Source organism: Micromonospora sp. DT46, assembly GCF_049841735.1.
Lineage (GTDB): Bacteria > Actinomycetota > Actinomycetes > Mycobacteriales > Micromonosporaceae > Micromonospora > Micromonospora reichwaldensis.
Genome location: NZ_JBNCKW010000010.1, coordinates 11,592 through 26,424 on the forward strand (window position 1 = coordinate 11,592; position 14,833 = coordinate 26,424).

Sequence of the window (14,833 nt, forward strand, 5' to 3'; positions counted from 1 at the left end):
CATGGCCGCCGTCCCGGAGCCCGGCGGCGACGACCTCAGCCGGTCGGGCGCGCAGTGGTACGCGGCCGAGTGGGCCAGGGCGGTGCGCCGGCTCGGTTTCGTGCCCCTCAGCGCGGCGGAGACCGAGCGCCTGCTGCACCTGCACACGGTCCGGCTGGCCCAGGCCCTGCTCGCCGAGCCCTTCTCGCCCCTGCCGGCCGAGGAGGTGGGGCGCGCGCTGGTCGAGGAGCACCTGACCGAGCCCCGGGTGCTCGACTGGTCGGTGCGGGCCCTCGGCGACCGGTTCGCCGCCCGGGTGGTGCCGGGCCGGGCCGACGGGGACGGGACGGCGCAACGGGTCGCGGCGTTGCAGGGCGCACTCGCCGCCGGCTTCGCCCGCGCCCTGCGCGACCGCACCTTCGCGCAGCAGGAGCGGATCGCCCGCTCGGCCTGGCAGGCCCGCGACGACGTGGAGCAGGCCCTGCGCGACAGCGAGGCCCGGTTCCGGGCCGTCTTCGTGGGGGCGGCCACGGGGATCGGCATCGCCGGTGTCGACGGCCAGATCATCGACGTCAACCAGGCGTTCGCGGACATGCTCGGCTACTCCATCGAGGAGCTGCGCGAGACCAACGTGGCCGCACTGTTCCATCCCGACGACGCGGCCGGGATGTGGGAGCTCTACCAGGAGCTGATCGAGGGCAAGCAGGACCGGGCCCGGGTGGAGAAGCGCTACTACCGCAAGGACGGCAGCGTGGTCTGGACGGACCTGTCCGTCTCGCTGATCCGCCACGACGACGGCCGGCCCCGGTTCACCGTCGCGATGATCGAGGACATCACCGAGCGGCACGAACTCCAGCAGCGGCTGCGCTTCCAGGCGCTGCACGACCCGCTCACCGGCCTGCCCAACCGGACGCTGTTCTTCGAGACGCTGGGCCGGGTCTTCGACGTCGCCGACGTCGCCCGACGGGTCGGGGTCTGCTTCCTCGACCTGGACGGCTTCAAGGCGGTCAACGACAGCCTCGGCCACGACCTCGGCGATCGGCTGCTCGTGGTGATCGCCAAGCGGCTGGCCGACTGCGTCGCGGGCCGCGGCCACCTCGTCGCCCGGATGGGCGGGGACGAGTTCGTCATCCTGGTCGACGACGGCGCCGGGATCGACGACGCGGTGGGTGTCGCCGAGCTGGCCCTGGCGGCGGTCTCCGCCCCGGTCCGCATCGGCGAGCAGCAGCTCGCGGTGTCGGCGAGCGTCGGGATCGTCGAGTGCCCGGTCGGCGGGACGAGCGCCTCGGAGCTGATGAAGGCCGCCGACACCACGCTCTACTGGGCGAAGGCGGAGGGCCGGGGCCGGTGGGCGGTCTACGACCCGGAGCGCGGCGCCCGGGACCTCGCCCGTTCCGCCCTGGCCGCCGGGCTGCCGGCCGCGCTGGACCGGGGCGAGTTCGTCGTGCACTACCAGCCGATCGTGTCCCTGGTCGAGGGCTCGATGCTGGCCGTGGAGGCGCTGGTCCGGTGGCAGCACCCGGAGCTGGGGCTGATCGGGCCGGACCGGTTCATCGGGCTCGCCGAGGAGACCGGCCTGATCGTCCGGCTCGGCGAGTGGGTGCTGCGGCAGGCCTGCCGGGACGCGGAGGCGTGGCGGCGCGAGTTCCCCCGGGCGCAGCTGGTGGTCAGCGTCAACCTGGCCGCCCGGCAGGCCGACGACCCGGGGATCGTGGACACCGTGGCCGACGCGCTGGCCTCCACCGGGCTGCCGGCGGATCTGCTGCAACTGGAGCTGACGGAGAGCGCGGTGATGGGCACCGCCGGGGAGCCGCTGCGGTCGCTGCACCGGCTGGCCGCCCTCGGCGTACGCATGGCGATCGACGACTTCGGCACCGGCTACTCCAACCTGGCGTACCTGCGCCGGCTGCCGATCCACTGCCTCAAGCTGGCCGGGCCGTTCGTCGAGGGCATCCGGGGTGAGGACGCCGAGGCGGTGCCCGACCACCGGGACGAACGGATCGTGGACGCGCTGGTGCGGCTGGCGCACGCGCTGGAGCTGTGGGTGACCGCCGAGGCGGTGGAGACCGGGGTGCAGGCCGAGCGGCTGCGCGCGCTGCGCTGCGACACCGGGCAGGGGCGCTTCTTCGGCCCGCCCGCACCGGCGGCGGAGATCACCGCCCGGCTACGTGGCGACGACGACCGGGGAGCGACGGCATGAGCCTGACGGACAGCGAGGCGGCGGTCGCCGTACTCGCCGGGTTGGCGATCCTCGCCGGGCTCGCCGGGGTGGTGGTGCCCGGCCTGCCGGCGCTGCCGCTGTGCTGGGGCGGGGTGCTGGTCTGGGCGATCTTCGGTGGCGCCGGGCCCGGCCGCTGGGCGGTGCTCGCCGCCGCGACCGTGGTCGCCGCGGGCGGCACCGTCGTCAAGTACGCCTGGCCGGGGCGGAACCTGAAACGCACCGGGGTGCCCACCTCGTCGCTGCTCGCCGGTGGGCTGCTGGGCCTGGTCGGCTTCTTCGTGGTCCCGGTGATCGGGCTGGTGCTCGGCTTCGTCGGCGGGGTGTGGGCGGCGGAGCGGCTGCGGTTGGGCGACTCCCGGCTGGCGTGGCCGGCGACGAAGCAGGCGGTCGCGGCGGCCGGCCTGTCCATGCTTGTCGAGTTCCTCGCCAGTCTGCTCGTCGCCGCGCTCTGGGTCGCCGGGCTGCTGCTCACCTGAGCAGACGCGGGCGGCCGCGCAGGATCGGACTAGTGCGGGGCCGGGCCGGTCGCTCGGTTCGTGCCGATGCGGGTGTGGTGCGGGCGGCGCGGGGCGGGCGTCGGGTACGGCGCAGCGCCGTACGGTGAGAGAGAGGTGACGTGCCCCGCGCCGCCGCGTGCCGGGCGGTCCGAGCGCCCGGCGGTGGCCCGTCGCGATCGGGCCTGGTCACGGGCTCAAGCATGCGGCGCACGCGCCGGCACGGCAACGCAATTTGCCCGGCTCGGCCGGCCTGCCCACCCGCGGTGGCGGCCTGCCCACCCGCGCGGTGCCGCCCTGCCCACCCGCGCGGTGCCGCCCCGCCCAGTTGCGGGCGCCGGGCGTGCCGGCCGGGGCCGCCGTGTGCCGTCTGGCCCCCTGTCGAGCTGCCCCACCGCACGGGGCAGCTCGACAGGGGCCGGTCGGACAGGGTGGGCGGCAAGGGCGGGCGGCAAGGGCGGACGGACAGAGACAGGGCGCAGGGGCGGACGCTGCGAGGCGGGCCCGGGTGCGTTCCGGGGCGGTTGCCGGGATGCCCGGCGGGGCATTGACGGTCGACCGGTTCAGCCAGTAGACCTTGGTGATGGAGGCCCGCCGATGAGGAAAGCTCCGCTCACGTTGGAACAGCTGCGGGTCGCCGTCGCAGAGGATGAGATCGACACCGTGGTGCTGGCCCTGGTCGACATGCAGGGCCGGTTGCAGGGCAAGCGGTTCCACGCGCCCTACTTCCTCGACCAGGTGGCCGCGCACGGCAGCGAGGGCTGCAACTACCTGCTCGCCGTCGACGTCGACATGAACACGGTCGACGGGTACGCGATGTCGAGCTGGGAACGCGGCTACGGCGACTTCGCCATGGTGCCGGACTTCGACACCCTGCGCCGGGTGCCCTGGCAGCCGGGCAGCGCGCTGCTCCTGGCCGACCTGGCCTGGTTGGACGGGTCCCCGGTGGTCGCCTCGCCCCGGCAGATCCTGCGCCGGCAGCTCGACCGGCTGGCCGCGCACGGGCTGACCGCGTACGCCGGCACCGAGCTGGAGTTCGTGCTGTTCCGCGACTCGTACGAGGAAGCCTGGCAGCGCGGCTACCGGGATCTGACCCCGGCCAACCAGTACAACGTGGACTACTCGCTGCTCGGCACCGCCCGGGTGGAGCCGCTGCTGCGCCGCATCCGGCGGGAGATGGCCGGGGCGGGGCTCACCCCGGAGAGCGCGAAGGGGGAGTGCAACCTCGGCCAGCACGAGATCGCCTTCCGCTACGACGAGGCGGTGGCCTGCGCCGACCACCACGTGATCTACAAGAACGGGGCGAAGGAGATCGCCGCCCAGGAGGGCATGTCGATCACCTTCATGGCCAAGCCGAACGCGCGCGAGGGCAACTCCTGCCACATCCACTTCTCGCTGCGCGACGCCGACGGCCGCTCGGCGATGCTCGGCGACGGGCCGGCGCACCTGTCGACGACCGGGCAGCGGGTGCTGGCCGGGCTGCTGGCCACGATGCGCGAGTTCAGCCTCCTGTTCGCCCCGAACATCAACTCGTACAAGCGCTACCAGCCCGGGTCGTTCGCCCCCACCGCGCTGCGCTGGGGCACGGACAACCGCACCTGCGCGCTGCGGCTGGTCGGGCACGGCCAGGGCATGCGGGTGGAGAACCGGGTGCCGGGGGCGGACGTGAACCCGTACCTGGCGATCGCGGCACTCGTCGCCGGCGCGGTGCACGGCATCGAGCGCGAGCTGGAACTGGGCGAGGAGTGCACCGGCAACGCGTACGACGACCCGGCCGCCGACCGGGTCCCCGGCACGCTCCGCGACGCCCTGGCCCTCTGGGAGGGCTCGACGGTGGCCGCCGAGGCGTTCGGCGACGAGGTGACGGCCCACTACGCCAACCAGGCGCGGATCGAGCTGACGGCCTTCGACGCCGCCGTGACGGACTGGGAGCTGATCCGTGGCTTCGAACGCCTCTGACGAGGGAGAGGGGTCAGGCTTGAGTGAGGTGGTGGATCCGGCCACCGGGGAGGTCGTGGGGTCCGTGCCCGCCACGTCGGTCGGGGAGGTCGACGCGGCGATCGCGCGGGCGGACGCGGCCTTCCGGCGCTGGCGGGCGGTGGCGCCGGGGGAGCGGGCGCGGGTGTTGCGGCGGTTCGCGGCGGTGGTCGACGCGCACCTGGAGGAGCTGGCGCGGCTGGAGGTGCGCAACTCCGGGCACACCATCGGCAACGCGCGGTGGGAGGCGGGCAACGTCCGCGACGTCCTCGACTACTACGCGGGCGCGCCCGAGCGGCTGACGGGGCGGCAGATCCCGGTGCCGGGCGGGCTGGACGTGACGTTCCACGAGCCGCTCGGCGTGGTCGGGGTGATCGTGCCGTGGAACTTCCCGATGCCCATCGCCGCCTGGGGCTTCGCGCCGGCGCTCGCCGCCGGGAACACCGTGGTGCTCAAGCCCGCCGAGCTGACCCCGCTGACGGCGCTGCGTCTGGCGGAGCTGGCGCGTGAGGCGGGCGTGCCCGACGACGTGTTCACCGTGCTGCCGGGCGCCGGGTCCGTGGTGGGGGAGCGGTTCGTCACCCATCCCGCCGTCCGCAAGGTCTGTTTCACCGGCTCCACGGAGGTGGGCACCCGGATCATGGCGGGCTGCGCCGCGCAGGTGAAGCGGCTGACCCTGGAGCTGGGCGGCAAGAGCGCCAACCTCGTCTTCGCCGACGCGGACCTGGAGCGGGCGGCGGCCACCGCCCCGTACGCCGTCTTCGACAACGCCGGCCAGGACTGCTGCGCCCGGTCGCGGATCCTGGTCCAGCGGCCGGTGTACGACCGGTTCCTGGAGCTGCTCGAACCGGCGGTGCGCGCGCTGCGGGTGGAGGACCCGGCCCGGGACACGGCCGAGATGGGCCCGTTGATCTCCGCCGCCCAGCGGGACCGGGTGGCCGGGTACGTCGACGGGGCGAAGATCGCCTTCGCCGGCTCCCGCCCCGACGGCCCCGGCTTCTGGTACGCCCCGACGGTGCTGCTCGCCGGATCGACGGCGGACCGGCACTGGCGGGAGGAGATCTTCGGCCCGGTCGTCTCGGTGCTCCCGTTCGACGACGAGGCCGACGCGATCCGCCTCGCCAACGACACCGAGTACGGCCTCTCCGGCTCGGTCTGGACGCGGGACGTGGGCCGGGCGGTGCGGGTGGCACGGGCCGTGGAGGCGGGCAACCTCAGCGTCAACTCGCACTCCTCGGTGCGCTACTGGACGCCGTTCGGCGGGATGAAGCGTTCCGGGCTGGGCCGCGAGCTGGGCCCCGACGCGTTGCACGCCTTCACGGACGTCAAGAACGTGTTCATCGCGACGGAGGAGTGATCAGGTGCGGGGTCGTCTTGAGGGCCGGGTGGCCGTGGTCACCGGAGCGGGCAGCGGGATCGGGCTGGCCACCGTGCGGCGGTTCGCCGCCGAGGGGGCCCGGGTGGTCTGCGTGGACGTCGACGCGGAGGCCGGCGGGCGGGCCGCCGAGGAGGTCGGCGGCGAGTTCGTCGCCACTGACGTCGCCGACGAGTCGGCCGTACGGGACCTCTTCGACGGGGTGGCCGAGCGGCACGGGCGCATCGACGTGGCGTTCAACAACGCCGGCATCTCCCCGCCGGAGGACGACTCCATCCTGACCACGGGGCTGGACGCCTGGGAGCGCGTGCTGCGGGTCAACACCACGAGCGTCTACCTCTGCTGCAAGCACGTCATCCCGCACATGCGCCGGCAGGGCAAGGGCTCGATCATCAACACCGCGTCGTTCGTGGCGCTGATGGGGGCGGCCACCTCGCAGATCGCGTACACGGCGAGCAAGGGCGGGGTGCTGGCGATGACCAGGGAGCTGGGCGTGCAGTTCGCCCGGGAGGGCATCCGGGTCAACGCGCTCTGCCCCGGCCCGGTCGCCACCCCGCTGCTGCTGGAGCTCTTCGCCGCCGACCCGGAGCGGGCCGCCCGCCGGCTGGTGCACGTGCCGATGGGACGGTTCGGCGAGCCGGAGGAGATCGCCGCCGCGGTGGCGTTCCTGGCCAGCGACGACTCGTCCTTCATGACCGCCGCGCAGTTCGTCGTCGACGGCGGTATCACCGGCGCGTACGTCACCCCGCTGTGAGCCGGCCACTGATCGGGATCACGGCGTACGTCGAGCCGGTCGGTTGGGGGGTGTGGCGGGACGTGCCGGCGGTGCTGCTGCCCGAGGCGTACGTCCGGGCGGTCACCGCGGCCGGGGGCCGGGCGGTGGTGCTGCCCCCGGACGACCGCGACGCGGACGTGCTGCGGGTGCTCGACGGGCTGGTCCTGGCCGGCGGCGCGGACGTCGACCCGGCCCGGTACGGCCAGCCGCCGGCGCCCCGCACCGAGAGCCGGCCCGGCCGCGACGCGGGCGAGCTGGCCCTGCTCACCGCGGCGCTCGACACCGACCTGCCGGTGCTCGGGGTCTGCCGGGGGATGCAACTGCTCGCCGTCGCCGCCGGCGGGGCGCTGCACCAGCATCTGCCGGACCTGGTGGGGCACGACCTGCACCGCCCCGCCCCCGGCGTCTACGGCGGGCACGGCGTGCGGTTCGCTCCGGCCAGCCTGGCCGCGACGGTGATGGCCGGGGTGGACCGGGTCAACTCCTACCACCACCAGGCGGTGGCCGACCCGGGCCGGCTGGCGGTGACCGGCTGGTCCGACGACGGGGTGGTCGAGGCGGTCGAGGATCCGCACCGGCCCTTCCTGCTGGGCGTGCAGTGGCACCCGGAGAACGAGCCCGATCCGCGACCGATCGCCGCCCTGGTCCGGGCCGCCCGGGAGGGCCGGGCCGGCCCGGCGCGTCGGTGACACGCTCCCCGCCACCGTAGCGACGGGCGGGTGGCGGTGTCGCACATCACAGTCGCCTCCCGGGGTGGTGTCCGCCCGAGGACGTATCGTCCCGTGCACGGGACTGAAGTGCCGCGCTGGTCCAGATTCGGGTGACCAGCCGTCCTGTGTGGACCCGGCCCGGCGACGCCGCGGTCGGGGGACGGCGGCCCGGTGCGGCGGACGTGAACAGCGCACGCCGGGCGGTATGCGTTACGTTGCTCGTCCGTCGGGGTACCAAGCGGGGCACGGCCGGTCGGATCACCGGGCCGAGGCGGTGACGGCCGGAGCGGGAGGAACTATGAGTTCGGCCCAGGGGGGCGTGGACGAGGGTTGCCCGTCCGAGGTGGGCCAGGAGGTTGATCTTCCCCCGTTGCTGGCTGCCGCCTTCGCCGGTGGCGGCGAGATGGGCGAGTTGATGGGCAGCCTCGACTGGTCCGGCCATCCGCTCGGCACCCCCGACCGGTGGCCACCGGCGCTCTGTTCGGCGATCGGCCTGATGCTCGCCTCCAGCGCGCAGATCGTCATGTTCTGGGGCGAGGACGAGCTCGCCTTCTACAACGACGCCTACCGTCCCACGATCGGTGGCAAGCACCCGGACGTGCTGGGCCAGCCGGCCCGCGAGCACTGGGCGGAGACCTGGAGCGTGCTCGGGCCGCTGCTGGAGGGCGTCCGGCGGGACAGCCGGTCGTACCGCGCGCAGGACCACCCCTTCCCGCTCGACCGGCGCGGCTTCCTGGAGGAGACGTACTTCGACGTCTCCTACGACCCGATCCTGGCCGCCGACGGCACCGTCGCCGGCGTCTTCTGCATCGTCAACGAGACCACGGGCAGGGTGGTCGGGGAGCGCCGGCTGCGGCTGCTGGCCGAGCTGGGCACCGACCTGGCCGAGGTGGACAGCAGGCCCGAGCTGGGCCGGGTCGCGGCGGCGGTGCTCGACCGGCACCGGCCGGACGTGCCGTTCTCGCTGGTGTACCTGCCCGACGAGGGCGGGAACCTGGTCCTGACCGGGTGCGGCGGTGTCGGCCCACGGGCGGTCGCCACGCCCCCGCCGGCGCGGCTCGCCGAGGTCACCGCCACCGGCACCGCCGCCACCGTCGCCGTCACGGACCTGCTCATCGAGGCTCCGGCCGACGCGACCGGTGAGGCGCTGGTGCTGCCGGTCACCGCCGGGAACGAGACCGTGGGCGCGCTGGCCGTCGGCGTCGCCCGCCGACAGCCGCTCACCGACGAGTACCGGGACTTCTTCGACCTGGTCGCCGCGCAGCTCTCCCGGGCCGTCGGGCGGCAGCAGGCGTACGAGCAGGAACGCACCCGCGCCGCCGAGCTGACCGCCCTGGACCGGGCCAAGACCAACTTCTTCGCCAACGTCAGCCACGAGTTCCGCACCCCGCTGACCCTGGTGCTCGGCCCGCTGGAGGACCTGCTGGCCGACCCGGCGCTGCCGGAGGCGTACACCGAACGGCTCGCCACCATGCACCGCAACGCGCTGCGGCTGCTCAAGCTGGTCAACACGGTGCTCGACTTCTCCCGGCTGGAGTCCGGGCGGCTGGCCGCCCGCTACCAGCCCACCGACCTCGCCGACTACACCGCCCGCCTGGCCAGCACGTTCCGGTCGGCCACCCAGCGGACCGGGCTACGCCTGGTCGTGGACTGCCCGCCGCTGCCGGCGCCGGTCTTCGTGGACCGGGACATGTGGGAGAAGGTCGTCCTCAACCTGGTCTCGAACGCGGTGAAGTTCACCTTCGACGGCGAGATCCGGGTGCGGATCCGCGCCGTCGACGGGGCCGCCCGGCTGGAGGTCACCGACACCGGCGTCGGCATCGTGCCGGAGGAACTGCCGCAGATCTTCGAACGCTTCCACCGGGTGCCCGGGGTGCGTTCGCGCAGCCACGAGGGCACCGGGATCGGCCTGGCACTGGTCCGCGAGCTGGTCGAGATGCACGGCGGCGAGGTGGCCGTGCGCAGCCGCGTCGACGAGGGCAGCACGTTCACCGTGACCGTTCCGTTCGGCGCCGGGCACCTGCCGGTCGAGCGGGTCGTAGACGCCGGCTCACCGGCGCAGGTCGAGCTGGCGCAGGCCGACCTCTACGTCGCGGAGACGGCGCTCTGGACCGGCGCCGCCGGGTCGGCCGACGGTGCCGGCTCGGCCCGGGGGACCGGCGCCGCCGGCCGGATCCTGGTCGCCGACGACAACGCCGACCTGCGTGAGCACGTCACCCGGCTGCTCTCCCCGTCCTGGGAGGTGGTCGCGGTCACCGACGGCGTGGAGGCGCTGCGGCACGCCGTCGACGGCTCGTTCGACCTGGTGCTGACCGACGTGATGATGCCCCGGCTCGACGGGTTCGGGCTGGTCGCCGCGTTGCGCGCGGATCCGCGTACCCGGCACCTGCCGATCGTGCTGCTCTCCGCCCGGGCCGGCTCCGCCGAGGAGGTCGCCGGGCTCGCGGTCGGCGCCGACGACTACCTCACCAAGCCCTTCTCCGGCCAGGAGCTGACCGCCCGGGTACGGGCCAACGTCGAACTGGGCCAGCTCCGCGGCCAGATCATCCGTGGGCTGCGGGCCCTGGCCGACGCGGCGGTCGCGGTCAACACCGCCCGCTCCACGGCCGACGTGCTCCAGGTCGCCGCGCGGCACGCCCTGAGCCTCGCCGAGGCCGCCCGGGTGGTGGTCTCCGCCACCGGGATGCGCTTCGAGGCCGACGGCGGCGGGCTGGCCTCGATCGAGCCGTCCTTCGTGCTGCCGCTGACCGGCACCGCCGGCGAGCGGCTCGGCGAGCTGCGGGTCTGGCGTCCGGACGGCGACGGGACCCACACCGACGAGGCCGCGCTCACCCAGCTCGCCCGGCTGGTCGGCGTGCGGCTGGAGAACGCCCAGCTCTACGAGGCCGAGCACCGCATCGCCACCACGCTCCAGCACAGCCTGCTGCCCCGGTCGCTGCCGCAGCTGCCGGGCGCCCTGGTGGCCAGCCGCTACCTGCCGGGCAGCGCCGACGTGGAGGTCGGCGGGGACTGGTACGACGTCGTCGCGCTCGGCGACGACGAGCTGGTGCTGGCGATCGGCGACGTGGTCGGCAAGGGCGTGCGGGCGGCCGCCGCGATGGGCCAGCTCCGCAACGCGCTGCGGGCGTACGTCCTGGAGGGCTTCGATCCCGGCGAGTCGCTGACCCGGCTCAACCGGCTCGTCGGCACCAACGAGGGCCGCTCCTTCGCGACGGTGTTCTGCCTGTGGTTCAGCCCTCGTACCGGCCGGATGCGGTACGCCAGCGCCGGGCACCCGTCCCCGCTGCTGATCCGAGGAGACGACGTGGCGTTCCTGCACGACCGGGCGCTCGGGCCGCCGGTCGGGGCGATCCCCGACACGGCCTACCGGACGGTCGAGGGGGAGCTGGCCGCCGGGAGCCGCCTGCTGCTCTACACCGACGGGCTGATCGAGGACCGGCAGCTCGGCATCGACGCCGCGCTGGCCACGCTGCGGCAGGACGCGGCCACCCCCGGCGAGCACGTGACCGATCTGATCGACGCCGTGGTGGAGCGGATCGCCGGGCGGCCGTTGCGCGACGACGTCGCCGTGCTCGCCCTGGAGGTGGCGGAACTCAACCGGTTCGCGCTGCGGCTGCCGGCCGATCCCACCCGGCTCAGCGTGCTGCGCAAGCGGCTGGAGGACTTCCTCGTCGCGCACAAGGTCAGCGAGACGGACCTGTTCGACCTGACCGTCGCCGTCTCAGAGGCGGCCGCCAACGCCATCGAGCATCCGGTCGAGCCGGCCGAGCCGACGATCGGCGTCGAGGTGACCATCTCCGATCGGACGGTGGTCGCCACGGTGCGCGACAGCGGCCGGTGGCGGGAGTCGACCGGATCGGGCTTCCGGGGGCGGGGACTGTCCCTCATCGAGGCGCTGGGGGAGCTGTCGGTGCACCGTACCGCCGAGGGGACCGAGGTGACGCTGCGCCGGCGGCTGGCGGACTGAGCGCGGCCGGCGGTCCTCCGGCGCGCGACCGGTCGTGCGGGGGTCAGGCCGGGCGGAGCCAGGCCTGGTCGGCCAGGCCGGAGATGTCCAGCACCCGGTGGACCTGCCGCGACGGCAGCACGGTGAGCGCGCCGGGAAACTGCTGGGCCAGCCGGACCACGGCGTGGATGGCCGCCGAGTCGAAGAAGGTGACCGCCCGCAGGTCGAGCGTCACCCGCTCGGCCGGCTCCCGCAGCGCGGTCTGGAACATGACGTCGGCGGTGGCCATGTCCACCTCGCCGGTGACCAGGACGCGGAGGTGGTCGCCGTCGACCTCCGCGGTGGCGGAGAAGACGGGAGACGTGCCATCCCCTTGATCCACGGAGCCACAATTGCACAGCGGACCGGGCACGGCAACAACCGCTCCGGCCGGGCGGTGGCGGGGGTCACCACCGGGCGCGGCGATAAACTCGCGTCATGACCGTCCGTGCGCCGCTGACCCCCGGCACGCTCACCCCGTTGCGGCCCGTGCCCGCCCACATCGTCCGCCCGGAGTACGTGGGCAAGAAGCGTCCCCAGGAGTGGCGCGGCTCCCACGTGCAGACCCCGGAGACCATCGAGAAGATGCGGGTCGCCGGTCGGCTCGCGGCGCAGGCCACCCAGCTCGCCGGCGAGCACTGCAAGCCGGGCGTGAGCACCGACGAGATCGACCGGGTCGTGCACGAGTTCCTCTGCGACCACGGCGCCTACCCGTCGACGCTGGGCTACCGGGGCTTCCCGAAGTCCTGCTGCACCAGCCTCAACGAGGTGATCTGCCACGGCATCCCCGACTCCACCGTGCTCGCCGACGGCGACATCATCAACGTCGACGTGACCGCGTACCTCGACGGGGTGCACGGCGACACGGACGCCACCTTCTGCGTGGGCGAGGTCGACGAGGAGGCCCGGCTGCTGGTCGACCGGACCCACGAGGCGATGATGCGCGGCATCCGCGCGGTCGCCCCGGGCCGCCAGATCAACGTGATCGGCCGGGTCATCGAGTCGTACGCGAAGCGCTTCGGCTACGGCGTCGTGCGTGACTTCACCGGCCACGGGATCGGCGAGGCGTTCCACAGCGGGCTCTACGTGCCGCACTACGACAGCCCCCGCCCCACGGACGTGATGGAGCCGGGGATGACCTTCACCATCGAGCCGATGATCACCCTTGGCACCCACGAGTACGACATGTGGGACGACGGCTGGACCGTGGTGACGAAGGACCGCAGGTGGACGGCCCAGTTCGAGCACACCATCGTGGTGACCGAGGACGGCCACGAGATCCTCACGCTGCCGTGACGGAGACCCCGGCGGCGCTGCGTGAGGCGCACCACGCGGACGTCTCCGGCGGTTGGCTGCGCCCCGCCGTCTTCGGGGCGATGGACGGGCTGGTCACCAACATCGCCCTGATCGCCGGGGTGGCGGGCGGCGGGGTGTCGCCGCGCAGCGTCGTGCTCACCGGCGTGGCCGGCCTGGTGGCCGGCGCCATCTCGATGGGGCTGGGGGAGTACACCAGCGTCCGCTCGGCGAACGAACAGGTCGCGGCCGAGGTCGCCAAGGAGCGCCGCGAGCTGGAGCGGCACCCCGAGGCGGAGGCGCGCGAGCTGGCCGAGGCGTGGGTCGCCCGGGGACTGCCGCCCGACCTGGCCATGGAGGTCGCCCAGGCCGTCCGGCGCAATCCGGAGGAGGCGCTGCGGGTGCACGTCCGGGAGGAGCTCGGCGTCGACCCGGACGAGCAGCCCAGCCCGTGGGCCGCCGCGATCTCGTCGTTCCTGTTCTTCTCGGTCGGGGCGCTGGTGCCGCTGCTGACGTACCTGTTCGGCGCGACGAGCCTGTGGCTGGCGCTCGCGGTCGGCGGGCTCGGGCTCTTCGTGGCCGGGGCGGTGGTCGCCCGGTTCACCGCCCGGCCCTGGTGGTCCGGCGGTCTGCGTCAGCTCCTGCTCGGCGCGGCGGCGGCCGGCGCCACGTATCTCGTCGGCACCCTCATCGGCGTGCAGGGCGGGCTCGGCTGACCTTCCCGCGCCGGCCCTCCCGGCGCCCGGCGGGCGCCGTCCGGCGCGCTGTCAGCCGTCGAGAAGGTCGTCGACCGTGCCGTCGACGGGGCGGCCCCGGGCCGCCAGCTCGGCCGCCTGGCGGGCCAGGACGACGCCCACCTCGGTCATGTCCGCGCCCGCCAGCCCCGTCCGGCGCACCGCGTCGCCCGGGTCGCGGAAGTAGGTGCGGCTGAGCAGGCCGGCGACCGTGGCCGCCGCCAGCCGCGCCTCGCCGAGCATCAGCAGCGCCTGGTCGGTCTCGTACCACTCGGCCAGCCGGGCGGCCCGGGCGTGCGCCGCCCCGCCCCGGTACCAGGCCCGGCGGGCCGCCGTGCTGAACTCGGCCGGCCGGGCCCGGGCCAGCCGGCCCAGGTGCTCGTCGCGCAGGGTGCGCAGCCAGCCGGTGGGGTCGTACAGCGCCCGGGTGCTGACGTAGCGGTCGGCGGTCAACGGCCAGAGCGGGGAGATCACCCGGGCCTGGCGCAGGTAGTCGTCGGCGCCGGCGACGGTCAGGTCGACCAGCACGCCGTCGACCCGCCGCGTCGCCGGGGACGGCCCGCCGCCGGGCCGGTACGTCACCACCAGCAGCCCGACCTCGCCGTCCCCGCCGCCGTCGTCGTCGCCGTGGGCGAGCGGGCCGTGCACCGCGACCGCCAGCACGTCGGCCGGGAACCGCCGGCGCACGGCGTCGGCGACCCGTTCGGCCACCGCCCACCGTGGATCGTCGGGGTGGGGTTCGCCGTCGGCGCCGGTCACCGCACCAGCCTATTCGCGGGCGGTCGGCCCGCCCGGCACGCCGCGCCCGGTGGGCACCAGCCGGAAGACGAGGATCTCCCGGCCGCCGGCCCGCTGGGCGTACGCGCGGTAGGCGGGCCACTCGGTGACCAGCAGCGTCCAGAGGCGGTCCCGTTCGGCGCCGGTGGCGACCTCGGCGCGCACCGGGACGCGGCGGCCCTTGACGGCCACCTCGGCGGCCGGATCGGCGCGCAGGTTCATCGCCCAGCCGGGCTGGTGGGTCTGGCCGAAGTTGGAGCCGACCACCACGTACGCGTCGCCGTCGGGCACGTAGAGCAGCGGATTGCTGCGCGGCTTGCCGGAGCGGCGGCCGGTGGTCGTGATGACCAGCGACGGGATGAGCCCGAGCGCGACCACCCGCCCCCGGGTGAGCCGCCCCACCATCCGGTCGGCGGGGACGAGCAGGCGGACGGCGGCGCCGAACCAGCGGTGGTGACCGACACGGCGGGTCAGGGCTCCCAGTACGGGCACGGCGACCAGTGTGCCCGCTCC

The 14,833-nt window shown here is 74.6% G+C and carries 12 protein-coding genes; 9 read left to right on the forward strand and 3 right to left on the reverse strand.

Annotation, left to right across the window (positions count from 1 at the left end):
* Position 1: 1 nt before the first annotated feature.
* The 7 genes from ACLQ20_RS25660 (at position 2) to ACLQ20_RS25690 (ending at position 11,498) form a co-directional block, all read left to right on the forward strand.
* Positions 2 to 2,179 (forward strand): putative bifunctional diguanylate cyclase/phosphodiesterase, encoded by a 2,178-nt coding sequence (locus ACLQ20_RS25660; protein WP_425857918.1) that lies wholly within the window; start codon positions 2 to 4, stop codon positions 2,177 to 2,179.
* The gene (locus tag ACLQ20_RS25665) at positions 2,176 to 2,676 is read left to right on the forward strand and encodes a DUF456 domain-containing protein (protein WP_425857919.1); all 501 of its coding nucleotides are present in this window, start codon (positions 2,176 to 2,178) and stop codon (positions 2,674 to 2,676) included. Before ACLQ20_RS25660 ends, ACLQ20_RS25665 begins: the two co-directional genes overlap by 4 nt.
* Before the next feature lie 615 nt (positions 2,677 to 3,291).
* Positions 3,292 to 4,653 (forward strand): glutamine synthetase family protein, encoded by a 1,362-nt coding sequence (locus tag ACLQ20_RS25670; protein ID WP_151456925.1) that lies wholly within the window; start codon positions 3,292 to 3,294, stop codon positions 4,651 to 4,653.
* 19 nt (positions 4,654 to 4,672) lie between these two features.
* Complete coding sequence (locus ACLQ20_RS25675) at positions 4,673 to 6,028, forward strand: aldehyde dehydrogenase family protein (protein WP_327030799.1); 1,356 nt, start codon at positions 4,673 to 4,675, stop codon at positions 6,026 to 6,028.
* Between the two features lie 4 nt (positions 6,029 to 6,032).
* A complete protein-coding gene (locus ACLQ20_RS25680) occupies positions 6,033 to 6,800 on the forward strand; it encodes a 3-oxoacyl-ACP reductase (RefSeq protein WP_151456923.1) in 768 nt (255 codons plus the stop codon).
* Positions 6,797 to 7,510, forward strand: coding sequence for a gamma-glutamyl-gamma-aminobutyrate hydrolase family protein (locus ACLQ20_RS25685; protein ID WP_151456922.1), 714 nt, complete (start codon positions 6,797 to 6,799; stop codon positions 7,508 to 7,510). The genes ACLQ20_RS25680 and ACLQ20_RS25685 overlap by 4 nt, the downstream gene beginning before the upstream one ends.
* A gap of 319 nt (positions 7,511 to 7,829) precedes the next feature.
* Positions 7,830 to 11,498, forward strand: a complete 3,669-nt coding sequence (locus ACLQ20_RS25690) for a SpoIIE family protein phosphatase (RefSeq protein ID WP_425857920.1) — start codon at positions 7,830 to 7,832, stop codon at positions 11,496 to 11,498.
* A gap of 43 nt (positions 11,499 to 11,541) precedes the next feature.
* Here ACLQ20_RS25690 and ACLQ20_RS25695 read toward each other — a convergent pair whose 3' ends face one another.
* Positions 11,542 to 11,859 (reverse strand): STAS domain-containing protein, encoded by a 318-nt coding sequence (locus tag ACLQ20_RS25695; RefSeq protein WP_327030802.1) that lies wholly within the window; start codon positions 11,857 to 11,859, stop codon positions 11,542 to 11,544.
* 95 nt (positions 11,860 to 11,954) lie between these two features.
* Here ACLQ20_RS25695 and map point away from each other — a divergent pair, with 95 nt between their 5' ends.
* Together map and ACLQ20_RS25705 are read left to right on the forward strand one after the other, a co-directional pair.
* Positions 11,955 to 12,812 carry a type I methionyl aminopeptidase gene (gene map / locus ACLQ20_RS25700; RefSeq protein ID WP_425857921.1) on the forward strand — a complete coding sequence of 286 codons (858 nt, stop codon included), beginning with the start codon at positions 11,955 to 11,957 and terminating at the stop codon, positions 12,810 to 12,812.
* Complete coding sequence (locus ACLQ20_RS25705) at positions 12,809 to 13,525, forward strand: VIT1/CCC1 transporter family protein (protein ID WP_132232798.1); 717 nt, start codon at positions 12,809 to 12,811, stop codon at positions 13,523 to 13,525. Before map ends, ACLQ20_RS25705 begins: the two co-directional genes overlap by 4 nt.
* Positions 13,526 to 13,576: 51 nt before the next feature.
* Here the strand turns inward: ACLQ20_RS25705 and ACLQ20_RS25710 are convergent, their stop codons facing one another.
* Together ACLQ20_RS25710 and ACLQ20_RS25715 are read right to left on the reverse strand one after the other, a co-directional pair.
* Positions 13,577 to 14,302: a nucleotidyltransferase domain-containing protein gene (locus ACLQ20_RS25710; protein WP_425857922.1), complete on the reverse strand. Its 726-nt coding sequence runs from the start codon at positions 14,300 to 14,302 to the stop codon at positions 13,577 to 13,579.
* A gap of 9 nt (positions 14,303 to 14,311) precedes the next feature.
* A complete protein-coding gene (locus ACLQ20_RS25715) occupies positions 14,312 to 14,812 on the reverse strand; it encodes a nitroreductase/quinone reductase family protein (RefSeq protein WP_151455952.1) in 501 nt (166 codons plus the stop codon).
* Between the last annotated feature and the right edge of the window lie 21 nt (positions 14,813 to 14,833).